Source organism: Peribacillus sp. Bi96 (assembly GCF_918698115.1).
GTDB lineage: Bacteria > Bacillota > Bacilli > Bacillales > DSM-1321 > Peribacillus.
Genome location: NZ_CAKKLV010000001.1, coordinates 372,444 through 395,221, shown reverse-complemented (window position 1 = coordinate 395,221; position 22,778 = coordinate 372,444). Strand labels below are relative to the sequence as shown.

At 31.2% G+C, this 22,778-nt stretch carries 18 protein-coding genes; all 18 read right to left on the bottom strand.

Features of this window, described 5'->3' with window-relative positions; translation table 11 throughout:
• Positions 1–1,230: 1,230 nt before the first annotated feature.
• The 18 genes from LQ203_RS01880 to LQ203_RS01795 all read right to left on the bottom strand — a co-directional run bounded on the left by LQ203_RS01880 (position 1,231) and on the right by LQ203_RS01795 (position 22,759).
• Positions 1,231–3,129: a right-handed parallel beta-helix repeat-containing protein gene (locus tag LQ203_RS01880; protein ID WP_230155109.1), complete on the bottom strand. Its 1,899-nt coding sequence runs from the start codon at positions 3,127–3,129 to the stop codon at positions 1,231–1,233.
• A 969-nt stretch (positions 3,130–4,098) separates the two neighbouring features.
• Positions 4,099–5,325: a nucleotidyltransferase family protein gene (locus LQ203_RS01875; protein ID WP_230155108.1), complete on the bottom strand. Its 1,227-nt coding sequence runs from the start codon at positions 5,323–5,325 to the stop codon at positions 4,099–4,101.
• Positions 5,326–5,491: 166 nt separating this feature from the next.
• Positions 5,492–6,826 carry an oligosaccharide flippase family protein gene (locus LQ203_RS01870; RefSeq protein WP_230155107.1) on the bottom strand — a complete coding sequence of 445 codons (1,335 nt, stop codon included), beginning with the start codon at positions 6,824–6,826 and terminating at the stop codon, positions 5,492–5,494.
• Positions 6,827–6,832: 6 nt separating this feature from the next.
• Positions 6,833–7,330, bottom strand: a complete 498-nt coding sequence (locus tag LQ203_RS01865; RefSeq protein WP_230155106.1) for a DapH/DapD/GlmU-related protein — start codon at positions 7,328–7,330, stop codon at positions 6,833–6,835.
• 134 nt (positions 7,331–7,464) lie between these two features.
• Positions 7,465–8,805 carry an O-antigen ligase family protein gene (locus LQ203_RS01860; protein ID WP_230155105.1) on the bottom strand — a complete coding sequence of 447 codons (1,341 nt, stop codon included), beginning with the start codon at positions 8,803–8,805 and terminating at the stop codon, positions 7,465–7,467.
• Positions 8,806–8,809: 4 nt separating this feature from the next.
• Positions 8,810–9,934: a glycosyltransferase family 4 protein gene (locus LQ203_RS01855; RefSeq protein WP_230155104.1), complete on the bottom strand. Its 1,125-nt coding sequence runs from the start codon at positions 9,932–9,934 to the stop codon at positions 8,810–8,812.
• Between the two features lie 12 nt (positions 9,935–9,946).
• Positions 9,947–11,110, bottom strand: coding sequence for a glycosyltransferase family 4 protein (locus tag LQ203_RS01850; RefSeq protein WP_230155102.1), 1,164 nt, complete (start codon positions 11,108–11,110; stop codon positions 9,947–9,949).
• Between the two features lie 71 nt (positions 11,111–11,181).
• The gene (locus LQ203_RS01845) at positions 11,182–12,555 is read right to left on the bottom strand and encodes a nucleotide sugar dehydrogenase (RefSeq protein ID WP_230155100.1); all 1,374 of its coding nucleotides are present in this window, start codon (positions 12,553–12,555) and stop codon (positions 11,182–11,184) included.
• Between the two features lie 23 nt (positions 12,556–12,578).
• Entirely contained in the window at positions 12,579–13,706 is a 1,128-nt protein-coding gene (gene wecB, locus LQ203_RS01840; protein WP_230155097.1) for a UDP-N-acetylglucosamine 2-epimerase (non-hydrolyzing), read from the bottom strand.
• 5 nt (positions 13,707–13,711) lie between these two features.
• Positions 13,712–14,821 (bottom strand): NAD-dependent epimerase/dehydratase family protein, encoded by a 1,110-nt coding sequence (locus LQ203_RS01835; protein ID WP_230155095.1) that lies wholly within the window; start codon positions 14,819–14,821, stop codon positions 13,712–13,714.
• A 102-nt stretch (positions 14,822–14,923) separates the two neighbouring features.
• A complete protein-coding gene (locus tag LQ203_RS01830) occupies positions 14,924–15,955 on the bottom strand; it encodes a nucleoside-diphosphate sugar epimerase/dehydratase (protein ID WP_230155093.1) in 1,032 nt (343 codons plus the stop codon).
• Positions 15,948–17,192 (bottom strand): glycosyltransferase family 4 protein, encoded by a 1,245-nt coding sequence (locus tag LQ203_RS01825; protein WP_230155091.1) that lies wholly within the window; start codon positions 17,190–17,192, stop codon positions 15,948–15,950. Before LQ203_RS01825 ends, LQ203_RS01830 begins: the two co-directional genes overlap by 8 nt.
• Before the next feature lie 20 nt (positions 17,193–17,212).
• A complete protein-coding gene (locus tag LQ203_RS01820) occupies positions 17,213–18,070 on the bottom strand; it encodes an NAD-dependent epimerase/dehydratase family protein (protein ID WP_230155090.1) in 858 nt (285 codons plus the stop codon).
• Positions 18,067–18,702 (bottom strand): sugar transferase, encoded by a 636-nt coding sequence (locus LQ203_RS01815; RefSeq protein ID WP_230155088.1) that lies wholly within the window; start codon positions 18,700–18,702, stop codon positions 18,067–18,069. Before LQ203_RS01815 ends, LQ203_RS01820 begins: the two co-directional genes overlap by 4 nt.
• A 204-nt stretch (positions 18,703–18,906) precedes the next feature.
• Positions 18,907–20,727 (bottom strand): nucleoside-diphosphate sugar epimerase/dehydratase, encoded by a 1,821-nt coding sequence (locus LQ203_RS01810; RefSeq protein WP_230155086.1) that lies wholly within the window; start codon positions 20,725–20,727, stop codon positions 18,907–18,909.
• A 160-nt stretch (positions 20,728–20,887) separates the two neighbouring features.
• Positions 20,888–21,046: a hypothetical protein gene (locus LQ203_RS01805; protein ID WP_230155084.1), complete on the bottom strand. Its 159-nt coding sequence runs from the start codon at positions 21,044–21,046 to the stop codon at positions 20,888–20,890.
• A 124-nt stretch (positions 21,047–21,170) separates the two neighbouring features.
• Complete coding sequence (locus LQ203_RS01800; RefSeq protein ID WP_230155082.1) at positions 21,171–21,935, bottom strand: CpsB/CapC family capsule biosynthesis tyrosine phosphatase; 765 nt, start codon at positions 21,933–21,935, stop codon at positions 21,171–21,173.
• Between the two features lie 146 nt (positions 21,936–22,081).
• Entirely contained in the window at positions 22,082–22,759 is a 678-nt protein-coding gene (locus LQ203_RS01795) for a CpsD/CapB family tyrosine-protein kinase (RefSeq protein ID WP_230155080.1), read from the bottom strand.
• Positions 22,760–22,778 lie beyond the last annotated feature (19 nt).

Genomic DNA, 22,778 nt, shown 5'->3' with positions numbered 1-22,778 from the left:
TTTACTTTTTTTAATACTAATTGACATCATAAATCTTAACAGGAGAATCCTTAGAACTAAAACAACAATCAATATCATTAAACCATAAGCATATTCATCGTAGACTTAGCTATTAATGTACTTTGTATATAAACATTAGCACTTTATTATCTAGTTTGATGTCGCAATACAGGGACTCCCCTATTCCATAAATTAAATTATCCTGTACCGTAGTTCCTTACTATAAGCCTAGAATTATTTATCAAATAGGTAATGCTTTTTTCAGACTTGTTTTAGGAAAGGGTTTCCAAACTTTCACTCAGCAAAGATGTTGAACTGTTCATCTATGTTAACCTTGATATTTGGTTTATTAATTTCTTAAACTGCCCTTCCAGCTTTACACCAAATAGTTAACCTTCTCGCATGTGGCAATAGAAAATACTTCCGCAGAAGTCTTGAATAAATATCCTCTAGCCATTGATACATAATCTGAATAACCCGTTTTGTCTATAAAGAATACTCTTCCGCCCCATATAATATTTTGCATAGGGCTGTTGAAGCTGTTTTTTCCTAAAGAAAAATTTACCTTGCAGTGGGAAAACCAAATATCGGGGTAATTTACTTTTAAGATAATCCTTCTTCCTATCTATCATAAGAGCTGATTTTAGAAGAAGATATCATGTAGCTCATTTTTTGTGTGGTCTTTTCATATTTTAGTTAAATTCCCTTCTCAATATCCCCGGATGATTATAGGGAAAAATAAAGAAAAATTAGACTAATAAAGAATTTGTAGTTAAATGCCTAGAACGAGTTTGTTGTGGACAGTATTCTAGAAATAAAGGATAAAGATAATAAGTGGAGTGGTAGAGACAAGCTTCAAAAAATTTATGCATTCATCATAATTTTGAGTTATTCTAGAATGAAATAGGTGACGTTTACAACGGATATGTATTTAGAAACAGTGATGAAATGTCATATGAATGCAATTACATGGACTACTAGAATGAATACTCTATCACAATATGAAAAAAGTCCAGTTAAGATTTCTTAAAACTGAACCTTTGTGCAAACCTCATCGACCTCAAAACAAAAGAATTGGAAAGAAAAGTTCTTTTTGTAAAAAATAATTTCTTCCAAGAAAACGACATTAAACCCGCTTTATTGGAAAGACTATGATAAAATGTGAGGGTTAAGTGTTAGAAAGTGGATGTTTAAAGTCCCCTCATTTTAATGTTCCCAATTCATGTAACGTTACATCGATATAACCACATTATTTAAATTTTGCCTAATGTTAACTTGACCCGAGACTATCGTTGATTGATTAGTTATATTTCCAATAGCATTTTTTATAGAAGTTTTAGTTGATGCTAATAATAACTGTCCATTAATAACTTTGTTACCTTGAATTAAATTAATAGTTGAGGATCCCCCCAACACATGTATGGCAAATGCGATATTGGAAAAATTGTTATCAGTAATAACAATATCGGGATTTATTCCATCTAAAGCAATAACTGCGGATTTATATACTAGACCAATAGGGCCTTCCCTGTGATTATGTGAAACAGTAATCTTATCAAAATTTGAAAGCTGTAAGTTATGCTGCATTCCTGTACCGATAAATCTATTATTGTTAATAATTGCAACCTTATCACTACTTACTATCGATTTAATAATTATTGAGCCATCATTTATTGGTAAAGATGTTATTGTGTTATCTGCAAATATTATCAATCCTCTTACAAATAATCTAGATGTGTTACAAAGTCCTATAATTGTATTTTGTGATACATCCGATACTGACATATCTTGGCTGTAACAATATTCAGGGAAAGGTTCATTCAGATAGAAAACGTTTGCTCTATTATCGGGTGTACTAACATCAAACACATTATGTTTTATCAATAATGTGTGGTGTGAACCGTTTCCAGTAATTGCAGGTCCTATACTTGTTTTAAAATGACATCCTGAAACAGTTAATTCAGCAGCACGTGATGTTACTCCTAATCCCCCCAAAACTTGGCAGTCTATAACTCTCATATCCCATGCACCCTCGTGTGCAGAGAAACCAAAAGCATCTTTATGAATTACACAATCCTGATAAATAACAACAGTTTGACCTCTGGCAACATCAAACCCATGCCAACCCGAAAATGAATGACAATTAATAATATGGGTTAAATAGTTATGTGCTACTATAATCCCGTATCCAAAGCTTAGACTATTGGGTGAAAAAAGGGTATTAACATATCCTTGGTCTTTCGTAACATATCCATGATCTTTCAATCTACAATCTTTAACAAGACCGCTTCCTGAATATTGTATGTATATTCCGTTACGTTTTGAATGTTGTACTTCAATATCTTCTATAAGATACCCATCTTGACCTCTTATAGATAGTAACGTTCCTTCATCATCCCGATTAGAAGATTTTAATGTACCGTTTTTAACAGTTAATCTTTTTGCTAATTTAAAAAAAGAAACAATAATATCCCCTTTAACAGACGCAGATACTTTCTGTTCTTCTGAAATGTCTCCAACTATTAAACCATTTACGTATATAGTATTTCCATCAATATCTCCGATTGTATAATATTGAATTAAAGGTATCCCTTTAACCCAATTCACAGGTGACTGAATGGAAACCAAATCACCCTTCTTTACCCCTGTTACATCTCTTACTGTGAAGTTAGTTTTCTTTCTTTTTAAATCGCTAGCCAGTGTAGTTGTTTTAAAAGGTGTACTGCTTTTTGATCCAAGAATAATACTCCCACCACTACCAAAGTCTATAGTCGAACCCATCATATTCCAATGTAGGTGCTTTACACCTGTTGTATCAATATTAATTAATCTTTTTACAAGATATGTTTTTTGGGGATCACTAACCAATTTCCCGTTAATATTTTTCACATAATTTAATGCAGCTTCAATAGCATCGCTATCATCTACTTTACCATCACCTACTGCTCCAAATCTACTTAATGAAATACCTCTATCGGAAACTTCGTTCAGCATTTCCTTTCTATTATTAACATTATTCGATTCAACCTTTTGTAAAACCATATTTTCATCATCTTTTTTTACTGTATACCCAAAAATGAAAGCAAAAATGAAAATTATAAAATTCTGTAAGAACATTCTTCGTTTCACTGTATGACACCCCTAGTAATAATTAACGTTACACATTTGTTCACTAAATAAATGGTACGTTAATCCTGAATTTTTCCAGTGCTAATTTTGCACTTAGCATCCTGCTCACTCAATTCGAATATATAATAATATGTGCAGCACGACCACGACGTAAATATATTTCAATGATTCTAAATTGTATTCTTAACCAAATTATATTCGGAAGAAGGAATTCGGTAGAAATGGGATCAAAATAAGTAGAAAGACATAATAATCCTTTGATTCCTCGAGAAAATTGAAGGTATTAAACTTTCATCCAAGAATAACACCTTATACAAACATGAGGGATAAAAGAAACTGTTAATAGAAAATTGCCCTTTTCTTTCTACTATAAAGTCCATCAAGCTTTCTGTACTAAAAGAATATAAATTTTCTATCATTTTTCTTGTTGAAATTCAAACAATTGAAAGAATATTAATAGAAAGAGAATCAAGGAATATCCTCTTTAATTTAACACTTTATGAAGATCTACAATATTTTAAACTATGAATAAAATCAACTCAAGTTACTTATGCTCTTAATTGATTAGAATTGCTTACAGCTTTTCCTAAATTGAATGGTTAATGAACTAGGTCTATAAAATAATCTTGATTGATTGATTGATTGATTGATTTAACTTCTAACAAATATAAGTTGAGGGAAAAATATCCTTCAAGAATTAGTAAAGCCAATCACTGACAAGTAACTAAACAAGTTGGAATACAACCAATGATAGCCAGCTATAAAGGATTGGCAAATTGTGAGTATGGGCTTCAATACAGTCATCTAAAAAAACGCTTATGAAAATATGAATAGTCATAGTCCTGCAAACAGAAAAATCTGATAATTATAACGTTTATTTCACCAAATATTTTTTCACATTTCACTCTTAAAGGATTCTCTCCTACGATTAGACCATGAAAATTTTCTATATGCCCTAAGGAAAAAAAATTAAGATTTCTTTATCTTTCTCCAACCAAATAAAAATGGGCGCAGCGGAAAATATAAAAAATGAAGTGGTTTAGGCAACCACAAAGTATGTGCATCTGCAGAACTAGGATAAAATACTTTAACGATATAGAAAAGTATTTCTGAATTAGTCTGTGATGATAAAAGATATCTATTAACAAATAGAGACTTCTGAATATTAGACTTCACACGGCGAAAACGGTTATAGCACTGATTTCCAAAAAAATCTTTAGGAACGATTTTATGTAAATGCTCCGAATCATTCATATAAAATATTGCCATTTGTGCTAATCTTTTCGCGCGATTAGATTCCATTAAATTTTTCATATCTTCATTGATGGGTGTATTTAAAAGTTGAGATGCCAAAATTAGTACTTGCCCAGTAATATATTGTTTTTGGTATGCTGACGTTAATAAGTTATTGATTCTAATTGTTTTACATTTTCTTAACATCTTATCAATATCAACTAACCATCTGAGACGAAACCAAAGATGACGTGAACCATGTGAAACAAGGTACAAAAATAAATCCTCTTCTCCCAAGAAATAAATTGGATAGTTCGTAAGTTCACTTATCCTATTCCTATCCCATAAATCGTCAAATGACGGTTCCTTAGATGGATATGGTTGTAGCCTCCAATGAATCTCAAGTTGGATTTTTCTTTCAGGATGGAAATAAGATACGTGATGTTCCCTCCATTTCCGCTCGTTTAATATTGTTGCACCCTCTTCTCTTTCGTAACCATCATTCAAAAGAAGTTCTTCCGCTCTTTCTAGATTATATTTAGGAATTAGAATATCTAAGTCTTTGGAGGTGCGTAGGGATATTGCTCCATAAAGGTCAGCAGCAATTACTGGGCCTTTCAAAAAAAGTGGACGAATCTGATTTTCAGTAAATAATCTACTTATTTTTTCCATTTCTCCACTTAAAAGAAGCATTTGAAGGGTGTTCTTTTTATATTCTTGATACAAAGTTTGTATAACTTGTGAAGGAATCAAGTTTCCATCAATCATTTTTAATTTAGTATAAATTAACGGATAAACACGATGGTGTCTCGCTAAATGAAGAAATCGTCCCCAATTAATATCTATAAATAATTCCTTCTTGTTTAGAAGAAAAATTTCATTACTTTCTGTTTTTAGAATTTCAAGTAATACTCTCAATTCCTTAGGGAATAAATTTAAATTTAGTTTAAAATTGTCATTCATGTCTTATTCCTTTCATTTTATGATTTCAAAAGAAGAATTTATCTTAATATTTCAATAAATAACAACACCCTTTTAATTAGAAGTTTTAATATTTTAGGATAAACTACAAAATCTGCATTAAAATATATATTTAATGCAGATTTTAGACTATCCATTCTAAAAATAACTAAGATTTAGTAAAGTACCTAATCGTATAAATAGGTAATATAATACCAGGAACCACCAATGAAAAAATAGTTCCAAGAATAATAGCAACTACGCCTAAATCCGTGTGTTGAACAAAGTATATAGATATTGGAATATTAATAACTGCAGCTATCCCATAACATATCATTTGAATATTTAACTTACTTAGTCCATTTAAAATTACCTGGAATATATTACACCACATATGAATAATTGTAAAAATCACCATGAAAATTGTTAATTTATTTGAAACTAAAATATTAGACCCTGTCCAAACTTTTAATATTAATGGTGATAAAAAGCCTATAATTAGGACTCCTATTACTAGTAAAAAGAAAACTATTAATAGCTTAAAAAGTGTTTTTCTATTTTCATTAATATTATTTTCAGCTGTATCTCTTATAACTTTAGTCCATATAGGAGTAAGGACAATACCTAGTATTATCGTGTTTACACTTAGTAATTTATTTACCAGTTGATAAGATGTCACCTTATCAACTCCTAAATATCTACTTATTAGAAAATTATCAGTATTAAATAGGACGATAATAGCTAATTGTAATATTAAAAACTTAAGTCCTACATTGGCTATATCTTTAATTAAGGATCCATTAAAATACTTAAAACTTAAAGTTAAGTTTTGCTTGTTAAATTTAAATATCCATATTGTAGTAATTAATAATACAATAACAGACGTTCCGATATAAATTCCACCTAATAGTATTAAATCATTAACCTTCATTAAATATAGGACTGAAATAAAAATAATATTTATTACGTTAACTAATGCTTGTATGCCAGATATTAAATATGATTTAAACATGGCATGTAAAATCGCAAATATTATTGAAAAATAAAAGTTTAAAGCATATAAAATAAATACAACACAAATAAATAGAGTCAAGTATTCATTAGAAACCAAATCACCATTAACGCTAAATATTTTATTCCAATCAATAAAATCAGCAGATATTGTAGCTCCAATAATAATTATTATAGTTGGTACTATCATTAAAATATAAGTAGTACTTATATACATGTTTGATAATGTACTATCATTTTTTGATATAGATTCAGTAAGTTTATTCCTTAAACTGTTCCCCATTCCAAAATCAAAAAAGGTTATCCATGTTAGTATTGAAAAAATAGTTAACCATATTCCATTTAGAACTTCATTTGAAAAATACCTATAGATTAGTCCCACCAACAGAAAATTTGTTATTACTCCTAGAGCTCGAAAAAACCCCATTCCAAAAATATTTCTTATGACAGGACTATTTATTAAGTGATGTCTTAACTTATGCTTTAATTTCATAAAAATCTAACTCAATACTTTCTTTATTTTTGCTGGTACCCCAGCTACCAAAGAGTTTTTTTTAATATCGTTTATAACTACAGATCCAGCTGCAACAACTACCGACTCTCCTATATCAGCTCCATTAACAATTGTTACTCTAGTCCCTATCCAGGTGCCACTTTCTATTTTTGTATTACACCTTAATCCTGAACCAGCTCTTCTATGGCTATCACCAATATGATGACCCCCAGTATTTATTGTAATATGCGGAGCTAAATCGCATCTGTCTCCAATAATAACACTTCCATTACCATCAATAGTAAAATTTTTTCCTATCCAACATTCATTTCCTATCTTTATATTACTAACATAATTAATATAAAGTGGCCCAACTATTTTAGTTCCTTTTCCAACCTCTATTCCTATTATTCTAAGAAGAAAATTTTTTATTCTAAAAAATCTACTACCTTTAAGAAAGTTATTAAGGATAGCTAGAAAAGCATAAAATACTAACTTTTTCATGGTTTACTTCCTCACCTTTTTATATGTAATTATTCATAACTACTATTTTATTCAAACTCTCCACTACAAGAAGCTATTCCATAAAATTAAAAATAACCAAATTTTAATTGGTTATTTTTATAAAATGACTTTATTCAACGCTCATTAACCACCGGTTTTCTAGCGTCTATTAATACATATAGCGCAATAAACATATAACACCATATACCTATATTATTACTGCTAAAAAATACCATTTCACCCATACTAATAAGAATAGTTGCGAGTGGCAAAAAACAACTGTATTTGAAGTTGCTCTTATTTACCAAAAAGACTCTAGTTATATAGGATAAAAATAACAAAAATCCAAAAATTCCACTATATGAAAGTACTGATAATACTAAATTTCCTGGTTCAACTATAAATTCAGCACTAAATATATATGATTTATAAGGTAACACTGGAACTGCAAACCCATTACCAAACCAAGGATTATCCATAAAGTTCGAAAGAGAGTTTTCTATTTGATTAGTTCGAGAATATAGAATATTTCCTTTTTCTTGTCCTTTATACAAAAATTCAGTTAGAAAATTAATTACATTAGTACCTAAGATTATTAAAATTACTGCTATTCCTGAAAAATTGACAATAATTATTTTCAATAATTTATTGCAATTAACAAAAATTATGTAGATGAATAATAATACTAAACATGATATTAATGCAGTCCTCGATTTACTTAGAAATATCATTAGCAAAGTAACTAAAGATAGGAATAGAGATATTAATGAATATAATTTTTGTTTGTTTTTATTAATTTGAAAATACGAAAGAAATATAGCAATAAATAAAACAGCTAAGACTCCAAACATATTTGGATTATTTGTAATTCCTTGAAAAGAAGAACCATTCCTCAAGTAGCTAACTGGAAAAGGGATGATAAGGAAAGAAAAAATAATTATTAGTTTAAACATTGTTACCATCCATTTTAACCAATCATAACTTTTAAATGTATATCCCACTCCAATTAAAATACCTGAAAAAATCACTGCATAGCTAAGTAGTTTAAAAATAGAAACAATTGGTAAAGAACTGAAAACTAACGCAACAAAAATATTATATACGACAAACAAAAATAAAGGAGATAAAATCCATTTTATCTTTTTAATTTCATTTTTTTCTAATTTATTAAAAGAAAGCAATAAATAAAGTGAACAACCAAATAAGATAATCCATTTAAGATATTGTAAATTTCCAATATCGACTGCAATTCCTGGATTAATTATGGTTCGCAAAGTTATTATGTTAACTATCTTTATTGCTCCTATTTCTCTTTGTCTTAAGAATATTAATAAAATAAATAATGATACTAATAGAGTGCTAGTGCTAAGAAAACTAAATAAAGTTAAAAATACAATGAATACCCACTCAAGTGTATTTTTTTTAATTCTAAAATTACCATGTTCTATTTTAGAGATAGGTTTCTTAATTTTCATATTTTTATCCTTTATTTACTATAGATTTAAAAATATTAATATGTTTAACTGCCATTTTTTCAATTGTGTATCCTTTTATTTTCTTCAAATTTTCTATTGACATTTTTTCTGCATTTATTTCATTTTCTAGAATTTCAACTATCCGCCTTTTAAGTATACCACTATCATTGGCTGGTATTATAAACCCATTTTCATCATTATTTATTAGTTCAATCCCAGCAACACATTGATCAGTAGTAATGACTGGTAACCCGTGAGCCATAGCTTCATTTATAACTAATCCCCAAACGTCCCCTCGAGTTGGCAATACAAAAAGGTCACTTGCCTTATAATATTTTATTAATTCATCTTTAGATTTAAAATTTATAAAATGCACATTTGTTAGGTCCATTTCTTTTTTTAATCTAATATATTCTTCAGTAGGTTCTCCACCAATAATATAAACTCCAATGTTCTTAGGAAATGCTCTACAAGATTCTAAAAGGACATCGAATCCCTTTTGGTGAATAAACCGCCCAACAGAAAGTATACACTTATCTTCAGAAATATTTAGTTGCTGCTTTAATTCATTCTTCATATTTTTTTTCGTTATATTTTTCAGCACATCTTTCTCTAGTATCGATGTGAACGGGTAAGTGAAGATATTTTTTTCATGAGCGCCATAGTATAACAAATACTTTTTAGTTTCCTCCCCTGTACATAACCAGTACGTTGCACTGCTAATAAAGTATTTTTTTATGGCATATTTTATTTTAGTATCATCTTTTATAAGCCCACCATCAGTATTTAAAATAAAGGGGATTTTTCTTTGTTTTAAAATTTTTATGGCAAGCATACCTGTAGGTGTACTATAGCCACCTACAATTATTATATCAAATAGCTCTTTTTTAAGATAACTAGCAACATTAAAACAAATAGCCATATTCTTTTTAAATTTAACACCATTTAAAAATATTGCCTTGAAATTATTAAAATCATTATCATACCAAGACATATCTCTTTCTTGAGAAGTTTCTCTTTCAAATAAAACAGTTAATTCACAAGATTTACCTAATTCTTTAAAAAAATTCACTCTATAAGGTGAGGGGATGTTTACTAAAAATAGTACTCTAGGTTTTTTTCTGTCCACATTAATGTACTCCTATTTATTCATTTCATTATCGAACATTTCTATATGTTCCTTGATAGACCCTTGATTTCTAACCTTTTCCATCCCATATTCAATAGCTTTAAGAGATGCGTTTTTATAATCATTACTATCCATTAATAAGTAATGTTTGATTGCACTAAAATACTCATCTTGTTGTTCTAATGGAATATCAAAACCCACTTGAAGTTCCTTTAACCCTATCCACGGAGTCTTATTACTTATAATGACAGGACAGCCAGCTAAAAAAGCTTCCTGTATAACATGGCCAAAATTCTCACCTTGTGTTGGTAATAAAAATATATGATATTTGGAAAGTACATTGATTACATCATTATAATCAATTGGTCCTTTATAATTAATTGATATTGTGTTTCCTATTTTGTTAATTAGCGAAGAGCATTCTTTCCAGTATTCTCCATCTTCTATAGGGCCATATATATCAAAAGAAATTTCATTAGGTAGCTTATACGATTCAGCTATTTTTTTTAGAATGTTTAGAGAATAATCTAAGTTTTTTATTTTAGAAATACGAGACAAAGTAACTATCTTTAAATGTCCTATTTTTTTTTCTCTTGAAATGCCCTTTAATTCCGCTTCATTATTAACAATATTTCCTGCTGTCCATACTTTTATACTTCCGCCAAAAACATTGTTTATATCTTTTTTATCTAATAAAGAGGTGCTTGTATAAGTTACCTTCTTATGAATACCTAGTATTTTATATATCATTAAAAATATTTTCTTTTTTTTATCTTTAATCGATAAAGCTCCAGGTGAAAATTCTCCCCTAGGGGCTATTATTAGTGGCTTTTTAATGACATTAAAAAACTTCAGAAATTGAATTATTACAGAATGTTTTGAGAAGAAGCTACTGGTATACACTAAATCATAATCTAAATTTTTAATTATATTTCTAATATAATTAAAATCTTTTCCTTTTGGAATATAAAATACATTTGCTTTTCCAACTGTATTCCATGACCCGATTTCAACAGTTTTATAAGTCTCTGTAGCGTTCAAATCCCTATCTCCTGTAATTATATAAAAATTATAATAGGTGCTCAATGCTTCTACTATATTAAGAATTGATTTTACAGGTCCTCCATACAATTTACCTGGTATATACGGACCTATTATTATAATGTTTTTTTTCACTTATGCATCATCCTTCAATAAAAAACATATGAACTTTATAAAGAGAAATATATAAACATTAAAAGATTATTTTACAATCTCCAATAAGAAAAATTTGAATTCTCTGCAGTCTTCCGATTAAATATCCCTTTTATATCTATCAATACTAAGTTATTATTTTCATAACTATCTGATATAGCATTCAACTCTATTCCGGATGTTCCAACCGGGATTTTTTCTTTCCTATACATTGCTTTTAAATTTTCTAAAGAAATATCTAAAAACTCTTCATGAGGTACTGCAAATATAATTGCATCTGCATTATTGATCTCATTTTTTCGATGTAATTCAATATTGTACTCTTTAAAAACCTCATCCTTATCTGCTACAGGATCAACCACTATAATATTAACTCCATAGTCTTCTAATTCGTTAATAATATCTATCACTTTGGTATTTCTACTATCCGGACAATTTTCTTTAAATGTAATTCCAAAAATAGCAACGTTGGCCCCTTTAACTTGTTTTCCATTTTTAATAAGCTTTTTAATAGTATTTTCAGCGACGTATTTCCCCATTTCGTCATTTATTCTTCTTCCTGAAAGAATAATTTGAGAATGGTATCCTAAGGCCTCTGCTCTATATACAAAATAATATGGATCAATTCCAATACAGTGACCACCTACAAGACCTGGAGTGAAATTCAAGAAATTCCATTTAGTACCTGCAGCTTCTAAAACGGATTTAGTATCGATGCCCATTTTATTAAAAACGATAGAAAGCTCATTCATAAATGCAATATTTATATCTCTTTGGGAGTTTTCTATTACTTTTGCTGCTTCTGCTACTTTTATACTCTCGGCGCGATGAACGCCTGCTTCAATAATCATTTCGTATACTCTAGCAATTAAATCTAATGTTTCTTCATCCATACCAGATACTACTTTTACTATAGTCTCTAGTCTATGAATTTTATCTCCTGGATTAATCCTTTCAGGTGAATACCCTACTTTAAAATCCACTCCACAAATTAAACCTGATTCCTTTTCTAGAATAGGAACACATATATCTTCCGTAACTCCTGGATATACTGTAGATTCAAAAACCACCACAGATCCTTTAGTAAGATTTCTCCCCAATGTTTTACTAGCTTCTGTAACGGGTTTTAAATCAGGAGTTTTATCGTTATTTATTGGAGTAGGCACAGCAACAATATGAAACTTAGCATCTCTTAAAAACTCTTCATCCCACGTAAAAAGAGCCGTTGTTTCTTTTATCGCGTTATCCCCGACTTCTTTAGTAACATCTACTCCGCTAATATACTGCTGCACTTTTTCTTTAGATATATCAAAACCTATTACATCTGCAACTTTAGAAAAAGCCACAGCTATCGGCATACCGACATAACCTAGTCCTATTACAGAGATTTTTTCTTTTCTATAAGCAATGTCTTCATAATATACCATCTTAATTTCCCCTTAGTTGAAATCTATTTTTTTCTCCAAACTGATTCATTAATTATTTTCACATAGCTCTGAATAATCTTTATTACTTTAATTGAAACGTTCTTATCTTGATAATCATTAGCAAGAAGTGTTTCTTCTTCATTTCTCCACATAGCTCTACTTAATTCTACAGCTTGGACAATATCCTCTTCAGTAATCCCCCCGACAATAACTGTTCCTTTATCTAACACTTCTGGTCGTTCCGTAGAAGTTCTAATTAAAACACCGGGAAAGTTAAGCATAGCTGACTCTTCAGAAAGTGTACCGCTATCAGATAAAACACAAAATGAATTTAATTGTAAGTGGTTAAAATCGAAAAATCCAAATGGCTTTAGTTGTCTTACTAGTGGATGAAATTTAAACCCTCTTTCTTCTATCCTCTTCCAACTTCTAGGATGGGTAGAGTAAATAATGGGTAATTGATAGACTTCAGCAATATTATTAAGTGCATTCATTAATGAGAAAAAGTTCTTCTCATCATCAATATTTTCTTCTCTATGAGCAGAAACTAAAATATATTTACCTGACTCTAGTTCTAGATCTTTTAAAACTATACTATTCTCTATCTTATTCATATTCTTATGCAACACTTCTGCCATTGGAGAACCTGTAACAAATATATGTTCTTTCCTTACCCCCTCAGATAATAAATACCTTCTGCTGTGCTCTGTGTAGGCCATATTAACATCTGATATATGGTCTACGATTTTTCTATTTATTTCTTCAGGTACATTTTGGTCAAAACACCGATTCCCAGCTTCCATATGAAAAATTGGTATCTTCAAACGTTTTGCTGCAACGGCACTTAAACAGCTGTTTGTATCACCTAGAATCAATAATGCATCCGGCTGTTCTTGTTTTAAAATTTTGTATGATGCTGCAATGATATTCCCCATCGTTTCACCAAGATCTTCACCAACTACACCTAAAAAATGATCTGGCTGTTTTAATCCTAATTCTTCAAAAAAGATATCATTAAGACTATAATCCCAATTTTGTCCAGTGTGGACTAAAATATGGTTAAAGTATCTATCACAAGCTTTAATAACTTCTGATAATCTAATAATCTCTGGTCTTGTTCCTACTATTGTCATTATTTTCATCTTTTCCATTACATTTATACCTCCAAATATATTGTATCTGGTTTTTCTGGATCAAAACATTCATTAACCCACATTACTGTTACAAGATCGCTTTCTCCTACATTTACAATGGAATGTGTATATCCAGTAGGTATATCTACTACTTGTAATTTTTCGCCGCTTACTCTATATTCAATAATTTCATCTGAATCTATCTTTCTAAATCTAATAAGCCCTTCTCCACTTACTACTAAAAATTTTTCATTTTTAGTATGATGCCAGTGGTTTCCTTTGGTAATGCCAGGCTTTGATACATTTACTGACACTTGTCCTCTTTCAGGAGTTCTAATAAACTCTGTAAAAGAGCCTCTGTTATCACAATTCATTTTTAAATCATAGGAAAAGTTGTCTTCTGATAAAAAGCTTAAATATGTACTGTAAAGCTTCTTCGTTAAGGCGTCTTCCATATTAGGAATGCTTAACTCTACTCTACTTTCTTTAAAGCTGTTTATACGTTCAGCTAAATCCCCTAATGTAATAGTATGTGTTGTTTTCACAAAGCAATATTGATTCTTTTTAGTTGGATTTCCTTCTAATGCGTTTAAAAACTCTTCTAGAACATCATCAATATAACAGAGCGTTAATTCTGCATTTCGATTGTTAATTTGAATATCTATATTTCTAGCGATATTATAACAATACGTAGCTACAACCGTGTTGTAGTTAGGTTTGCTCCACTTTCCAAATAAATTAGGAAGTCTGTATATCATTGCTTCAGCTCCTGTTTGATGACTATATTCAAACAGGACATCCTCACCGGCTTTTTTACTTCTACCATATGAATTATCTTTTTCTGCCTGTATGGAAGAAGTAATAAGGACAGGTGACCTATTATTATGTTTTTTTAATAGTTCTAGTAATTCAAGTGTGAAATGGAAGTTACCTTCCATAAATTCTTTTTCATCACCAGGACGGTTTACTCCCGCCAAATGAAAAACAAAATCGCATTCTTTTGTATAAGTATCCAATAAAGATGATTCAGTTTCTCTCGTAACCTTAAGAATATCTTCATAGCCTTTATTTTTTAATTCCGCAATTAAATTTTGCCCTACAAATCCATTTGCTCCAGTAACGAGTATTTTCACTTTATAAACCAACCTTTCTAAGTACCTAAAAAGAAAATATAATAGATGAAGCTAATGCCTGAATACGGAGAAGGCGAAATAATTGCTTCATTCGTATTATTTTTATTTTGAAGAAAGTACCTTCATATACTTGAGTTCATTTTGTACATACTCTAATTCAAGAAGTTTTTCTTTAATCTGTTCAACACTTAAGATTTGCGTATTATGAGAGTTATATTCTTCTTCATTAGATAACTTTTTATCACCTTCAGCAAAATATTTATCATAATTTAAATCTCTTTTATCTGCTGGAACTCTAAAAAAACCACCTAAATCTTCCGCTACCACATATTCTTCTCTTGTAAGCAGGGTTTCGTATAACTTTTCTCCATGTCTTGTACCAATAACCTTAATCTCATTATCTGCCTTAAATAATTCTTTAATAGCTTGAGCTAAATCTCCAATGTAACTTGCAGGTGATTTTTGTACCATGATGTCTCCACCTACTGCATTTTGGAAAGCAAATATCACTAGCTCTACTGCTTCTTCCAGACTCATTAGATACCTTGTCATATTGGGATCTGTAATTGTTAATGGTTTACCACTTTTTATCTGTTCAATAAATAACGGTATTACAGAACCACGTGAGGCCATTACATTACCATACCTAGTTCCACAAATAAGCGTTCTTTCTGGATCAACAGTTTTTGCTTTAGCAACAAAAACCTTTTCCATCATTGCTTTTGAAATCCCCATTGCATTAATTGGATAGGCTGCTTTGTCAGTTGAAAGGCATATGACCTTTTTGACTCCATAATCTATAGCCGCTGTTAAAACATTATCCGTCCCTAAAATATTAGTTTTAACAGCTTCTAATGGAAAGAATTCACAAGAAGGCACTTGTTTAAGAGCAGCAGCATGGAAAACATAATCTACCCCATGCATTGCATTTTTTACACTCGCAAGGTCTCTAACATCCCCTAGATAAAACTTAAGTTTATCGTTATTAAATAATTTTCTCATATCGTCTTGCTTCTTTTCATCCCGTGAAAAAATCCTAATTTCTTTTATATCAGTATCTAGGAATCTTTTCATTACTGCATTTCCAAACGACCCTGTACCACCTGTAATTAGTAGTGTCTTATTCTTAAACAATTTGTTTTCCCTCCAAATTCAAGTTATCTCTAAAGTGTTTATCCATTCTGTTCAATAGTTCTTCTTTATTAAAGTTTTTATCATAGTAGTTTTTAGCATTAAAACCAATTTGCATTAATTCTTTGCTAGATTTAGAAGAAATTTCAATTATAATTTCAGAAAGCTTTTGTACATCTCCAGCAGGACTAGATAATCCGGCATTAGACTCTTTAATTATTTGACTTGTTTCACCATCAGCAGATGCAATAATTGGAATTCCACATGCCATATATGATTGGAGTTTTGCTGGAATTGTCATTGCAAATAATGGACTATTTGTCAAGCACAAAAAAGCCGAATTGCAAGCTGCCATAAATTCTGGAATTCTATTTGCCGGTTGTTTTGGTATAAAATTAAACATATCATCGACATTATTAGATTTAACCATTTCAACTAAGGTTTCCTTATACCTGCCATCTCCGACAATGTTAAAACGAATATTTCTATTTAGTTGTTTCCTTTTTATCAAAACAGCTACTTTTGGTAAAATATCTAAACCTTGTGCGTTACCAATATTACCAGCAAATATTAAATTAAAAGCATCATCATTTGGAATTTCAGCGATACTCTCTTTATCTAATGGCCTATAGAAGTCTTCAGCATATTGCGGCCAATATTCTATTAGTTCTCTAGGAACATTACGTTTTTCTATTGATTCTACAAAACTATTTGAAGTTGTAAAAATTTTAGTACACCGTGCATATATATAATCAACCATTTTTCCAATAGCACCAATAATATGCTTATTAGTGATTCCCGTTATTATTTCAACATTTTCAGGCCAGAGATCCTGCACGTATAAGTAACACGGTATTTTTTCTTTTTTCGCATACCATACACCAGGCAAGGCTTGTGTCATCGGTGATACTTCAAAAATAAAGACATAATCAGCTTTTATTTTAGTGAATAACTTCCAAAAGAAACCCGATAATACAAAAGATAGATAATTCAAAGCGAGCATAATCGAAGTATTTCCCCTAGGTATAAGGGGAATTCTAATAATCTCAATTCCGTTATACATTTCTTTTCTTTTCTTAAACATCCCATATCCATCATAATATTTACCCTGTGGGTAGTTTGGAATTCCTGTTATAACTGTTACTTTATATCCTCTATTAACCCATTCAGTACAAATATCATTAATACGAAATTGCTCAGGATAGAAGTATTGCGCAATAACTAAAATATGTTTTTTCAATTCCTTCCGTCCCTTCAACTTTATTTTTCTGTCAACTCAATGGTTTTCCGTAAATCCCCTATTTGGTAATTCTCTTTATAGAGACTCATACTTTGATCATAACTGAAGTTACCAAATACTTTATTAATAAGTTCAGACTTAAAACCTATAACCTTCAGTATTGGATTGAACAACTCTGTGAGTATGATTTTCTTACCGTGCACATCTGCAATCAATTTCACCATCTCACTTGTCTTAACATATTCTCTATTTTGCGGAAAGAACAGTCCACTTTCTTTATTATCTATCATGAATCTAATAAATTCACAAAGATTATCAATATAGAGCATACTTCTCTGATTATCGATGTCAGGAAATACAGGTAGTTTTTGAGCTGCTTTTGCAAGCTTGGGAAAATTACCTTTAGAACCTTTTCCATAAATCATTGGCGGTCTAAGAATAGCAACTTTAAAATTATCACTTTCTAAATGTTTTATTCCTTTTTCTGCCTGAAGTTTACTATTACCATAAAAATTACTCGGCGTAGGTTCTGTGTTTTTATCAATAACTCTTTTTTCACTGGTACTATCACCATACACAATCATACTGCTCATAAAAATGAACTGCTTTACTCCTTCTACTTTAGACTTTTCAGCAGTTTCAATTGTGAGATCACGGTTTACTTTATAATACATCTCTTCCATCTTTGGATCAGACGAAACATGCGCTATTCCTGCCATATGCAATACAACATCATACTCCGAAAAGTCTTGTTTCTTCCATAAATCGTTTCTTAAACTTATCGAATCTATTGAATATTTACCAGGATAGTTTCTAAGCCATTTCTTAAGACTTGTTCCTACATAGCTGCTTGATCCTGTTATCAATATTTTTTTCATTTTGATGTAGTCTCCTTAGTACTCGCTACTTCCTTTTTTCCCTTTCTTCCTGTTCCACCTTCGATAACCCCATCACTCTTAATAACACTCACTATGGTTCCAAAGAAACATTTAATATCCATCCAAAAACCTAACTTTTCAACGTATGTCCCATCAAGCTTCGCCTTTATATCAATAGGCAACTCATCCCTACCATTAATCTGCGCCCAACCTGTCAATCCAGGTGGTACATCATTGGCACCATATTTATCTCTTTCTTTTATAAGACTATATTGATTCCAAAGCGCAGGTCTTGGTCCAATGATACTCATCTCCCCAACAAAAATATTCCAAATTTGCGGGAGTTCATCCAGTGAAGTCTTTCTAAGAAACTTCCCCACCTTGGTAATGTATTGCTCAGGATTTTGTAATAAATGGGTAGGAGTGTCTTTAGGTGTATCAATACTCATTGTACGGAACTTCAAAATATTAAAATGAGTCTTATGAATACCGACGCGCTTTTGTTTAAATAATACCGGTCCTTTTGAGTCGAGTTTAATAGCTAAAATTAGCAACAAAAAAATGGACGATAAAATAATAAGTCCCAGTAAAGAAAGAATGATGTCTATCAATCTTTTTATCTTCAAATACATGCCCGTTACACTCCTTAATTGTTATATAGTAAATTAGCACTTAAGTGTCCCTCTATGGTTTATCCAATTAATTACTAATCAACTAAATATAAATTCCATATACTCCTCATACCAGCGTCAAATCATATAAAGGAAGGTCCTAGTTAAAACAGTGACGTGCCTCTAACGGCCCTTTTCTTGGTTAAAATCTAAGATAAGTTAATCCTATTTTACTTCTGAGAAAGTTTTGTTCTTTCTCCTATTAGCTAAATTTATAACGAATTCTTTAAGTTCTATAGAAGATAGAGTATCATGTGAGCTTAAAAGATACTGTATTTCCTCTTCCTGTTCCAAGACTGCTTTTCCAATAAAGATCTTAGGGAACACAGCTTCACTATGAACTTCTTTCTCCCCTAATAGTTCTTCATACATCTTCTCACCGGGCCTGATCCCAGAATATTCAATTCCAATGTCCTCAATTGAATAACCTGATAACTGAATAAGATTTGTCGCTAAATCTACAATCTTGACTGGTTCACCCATATCAAGTACGAAGATCTCTCCACCCCGCGCTAAAGAGCTAGCTTGAACAACCAACCTAGATGCTTCCGGTATAGTCATAAAATATCTCGTCATATCTGGATGGGTGACTGTTACTGGTCCACCTGCTTGAATTTGTTTCTTAAATAACGGGATAACACTCCCTCTGCTACCTAAGACATTTCCGAAACGAACGGCAACAAATTTCGTTGTGCTATATTTTGCCAACTGCTGTATGATCATTTCAGCAATTCGTTTTGTCGATCCCATTACATTTGTTGGATTAACAGCCTTATCGGATGAAATCATCACAAACGCCCCTACACCAAACGTATCTGCTGCTTCAGCAACATTCTTTGTACCTAAGATATTATTTTTCAGAGCTTCCCGTGGATTATATTCCATAAGTGGAACATGTTTGTGTGCAGCAGCATGATATACGACATTTGGTCTGTGGAAGTCCACCACTTCAAAGATTCTTTCTCGATCCTGTATATCTGCTATAACAGGTATTATTTCAATATGATCAGCATGTAATTTTTTCAGTTCCATATCTATTTGATAAATACTATTTTCACCATGTCCTAGTAAAATAAGTTTTCCAGGAGAGAATCTGCATATTTGACGACAGATTTCCGAACCAATAGACCCACCAGCCCCAGTTACTAGAATGGTCTTACCGGTTACGTATTTCGATATACTATTAATATCTAACTCAATGGGTTCTCTTCCTAATAAATCCTCTACTTCCACTTCTTTAAATTGATTAACAGCTACTTTTCCTAACATAATATCTTCAATCATCGGCATGATCTGTGTTTTGGCATTTGTTTTCACACATTCATCAAAGATGACCTTTAATTCTTTTTTACTTAAGGAAGGAATCGCAATGACAATATTATCAATATGATATTTTTCAACCATTTCAGGAATATGTTTAGAGTTACCAACAACAGGTATTCCTAAGATGTCTAATTTGTCTTTTTTCGGATCATCATCGATGAAAGCAACTGGTTTAAGTGCAGTATCATAATTATTACGAAGTTGACGAACAACCATGGTTCCTGCCGATCCCGCCCCAATTACCAATGTGTTTTTGATTTCCATTTGATTATTTACTAAGCGGTCACGCAGCATTCTCCATGAAAAACGGGAACCACCAATAAGAATGACATGCATCATCCAAGTTAACGCCATAGCTCTTACATACACATCTTGAAAAACCAAAATTTGAATGATGACTACACTGATGACTGATAAGGTTACGGCTTTTACTATGGATATTAACTCTCCAATACTTGCATACTCCCAGGCCTTTTTATACAGCTTATAAATAGAAGCAAAAATATGATGGCTAATTAATAGAGAGACTGAGCTGACTAAGAGTGCTGTTAGCTTAAATATTTCTAAATATGGATGTAGGACTAAATAACTTACATAAATCGCCGATAATACGATTAAAGAATCTAATAGCGCCAGTAGTGTTAGTCGATTTCGGTAGGCCAACCAAATTTCCCCCTTAAATAAAGTATCCAGGATACTCACTTTTAAATTCAGCAAAAAGCAGAATCCTTCAATGTTCTAAGCCTTTACTTTTCGATGAAACAGGTATTAATTTTATTCAAAAACATAACCTTGTAATTGCCAATAATATTTTAAATGACTCTCATATTTCCTTTTCCTTCTTTTGTAGAGCTTCTTTTCTTTTCTTAATAGACTTTGTCAGGCTAGTCTCTAATTGATTTAATAAGACTAAAGGAGCGTCTTGTTGTATGTAACGCAGTGCTTTCTTTATAGATTTCGGATAATCATCAAACCTTTTCAAACGAATCTATCTCCTTATTTAATACCGTTTACACTGATCCAATATTTTAAATTACCCCTACAAACTTTACACATTAACGAATATTATTTATAATAATGAAAGCGTTTCCTGATTAACTATAATACTAAAAGATTCCTAAGATCTTCTTTTTAAACTTTACTGGTTTTACAATTGAAGGACTTTGTCCTTTTATAAGCTGTTCAGCATTTTCTTTGAAATAAAATGTACGTTCGTTTCCAAATGTTTTTGTGATGGTTTCATATGCTTCTTGTAAAGAGAATCCCCTAGAGCCTACATTATGGGCATCTGTTGCGATAAAATGGGCTAAATTATGTTCCAAAATTTTTTTTGAAAATGACTTAATATTCTTTCCAAAGAGACCGATAATACTACCAGAGGTAAGTTGTGTTAAGGCCCCTTCTTGAACCAATTTAAATAATAGATCATGATTTTTTATCAATTCCTTATTTCTCTCCGGATGTACAATAATTGGTGTTATCCCTTTTAACAACAGCTCATAGATCAGTTCTTGTGTGTATGAAGGCACATGTCCTGACGGGAGTTCTAATAATAAATATTTGTAAGTATTATCAAGCGTTAGCACTTCTCCCTTTTCAAGTGATACAAATAATTCTCGATGTATTCTCAATTCTTGTCCAGGATGAACAGAAATAGGGATTTTCTCTTGCTGCAAGCACTCATTTAACTCAAATACCCGATCAATAATGTCATCCTTCACATTTACATATCTCTCATTTAAGTGATGTGGTGTGGCAAATAAATGGGTTATCCCTGCTTCTACCGCTTTCTTTGCCATGGCCATGCTTTCCTGCATATCCAGGGACCCATCATCAACTCCAGGGATAATGTGGCAATGCAAGTCAATCAAATTTCACACACTTCCTTTATATAAATGGGATAAAAGTCTCGATCACCCAGAAAACAGATAGGAATTAATACCCTGTTAATAGTAGCATAAAAAATTGCTATAAAATAGGGTATTAATTTGTATTAATTTGTCGAAAAATATTTTATTTAAGATTGATAGTAATAATAATTGCTGGTATCTGATTCCGTTCCATTCAAAACGACCCCAAGTAATGCCGTATTAGCTTTTTCTAAAAGTTCTTTTGCTTTTACTGCACTTTGTTTGTTTGTCTTACCGCTTGCCACTACCATGATCACGCCATCAGATTTATTAGCTACAATTTGAGAGTCAGTGACTACAAGAACTGGCGGTGTATCTAAAATGATATAATCATAGAAACCTTTTAGTTCATTAATAGCTGTTTCAATTGCTTTAGAATTTAATAACTCTGAAGGATTAGGTGGTATCGGGCCACTTGTTAAAATGTCTAGATTTGAAACATTTGAATTCAAGATAGTTTTTCTTAAGTTCATTTTCTTTGTCAATACGCTAGTAAGTCCATGTATATTACTAAGATTAAAAGCATAATGAATGGATGGCTTCCTTAAGTCCGCATCCACAAGTAATACTTTTTTCTCTTCTTGAGCCAGCACAATCGCTAGGTTGGCAGCTGTAGTCGATTTCCCATCATTAGGCTCCGCGGAAGTAACCACAATGGTTTTAATTTCTTTATCAACTGAAGAGAATTGTATATTTGTCCTAATTAATCGATATTGTTCAGTAATAGGCGATTTAGGATTAGTCTGCGCAATTAAATTTACTTGTTTTTCATTTTTACTTCTCATAAATCCCACTTCCTTTCTT

Bases quoted from the DNA above. Each gene is read 5' to 3' on its own strand.
- LQ203_RS01875 (WP_230155108.1), bottom strand. From the start codon at position 5,325: ATGAATGACAATTTTAAACTAAATTTAAATTTATTCCCTAAGGAATTG.
- LQ203_RS01870 (WP_230155107.1), bottom strand. From the start codon at position 6,826: ATGAAATTAAAGCATAAGTTAAGACATCACTTAATAAATAGTCCTGTC.
- LQ203_RS01865 (WP_230155106.1), bottom strand. From the start codon at position 7,330: ATGAAAAAGTTAGTATTTTATGCTTTTCTAGCTATCCTTAATAACTTT.
- LQ203_RS01860 (WP_230155105.1), bottom strand. From the start codon at position 8,805: ATGAAAATTAAGAAACCTATCTCTAAAATAGAACATGGTAATTTTAGA.
- LQ203_RS01845 (WP_230155100.1), bottom strand. From the start codon at position 12,555: ATGGTATATTATGAAGACATTGCTTATAGAAAAGAAAAAATCTCTGTA.
- wecB (WP_230155097.1), bottom strand. From the start codon at position 13,706: ATGGAAAAGATGAAAATAATGACAATAGTAGGAACAAGACCAGAGATT.
- LQ203_RS01820 (WP_230155090.1), bottom strand. From the start codon at position 18,070: ATGAAAAAAATATTGATAACAGGATCAAGCAGCTATGTAGGAACAAGT.
- LQ203_RS01815 (WP_230155088.1), bottom strand. From the start codon at position 18,702: ATGTATTTGAAGATAAAAAGATTGATAGACATCATTCTTTCTTTACTG.
- LQ203_RS01795 (WP_230155080.1), bottom strand. From the start codon at position 22,759: ATGAGAAGTAAAAATGAAAAACAAGTAAATTTAATTGCGCAGACTAAT.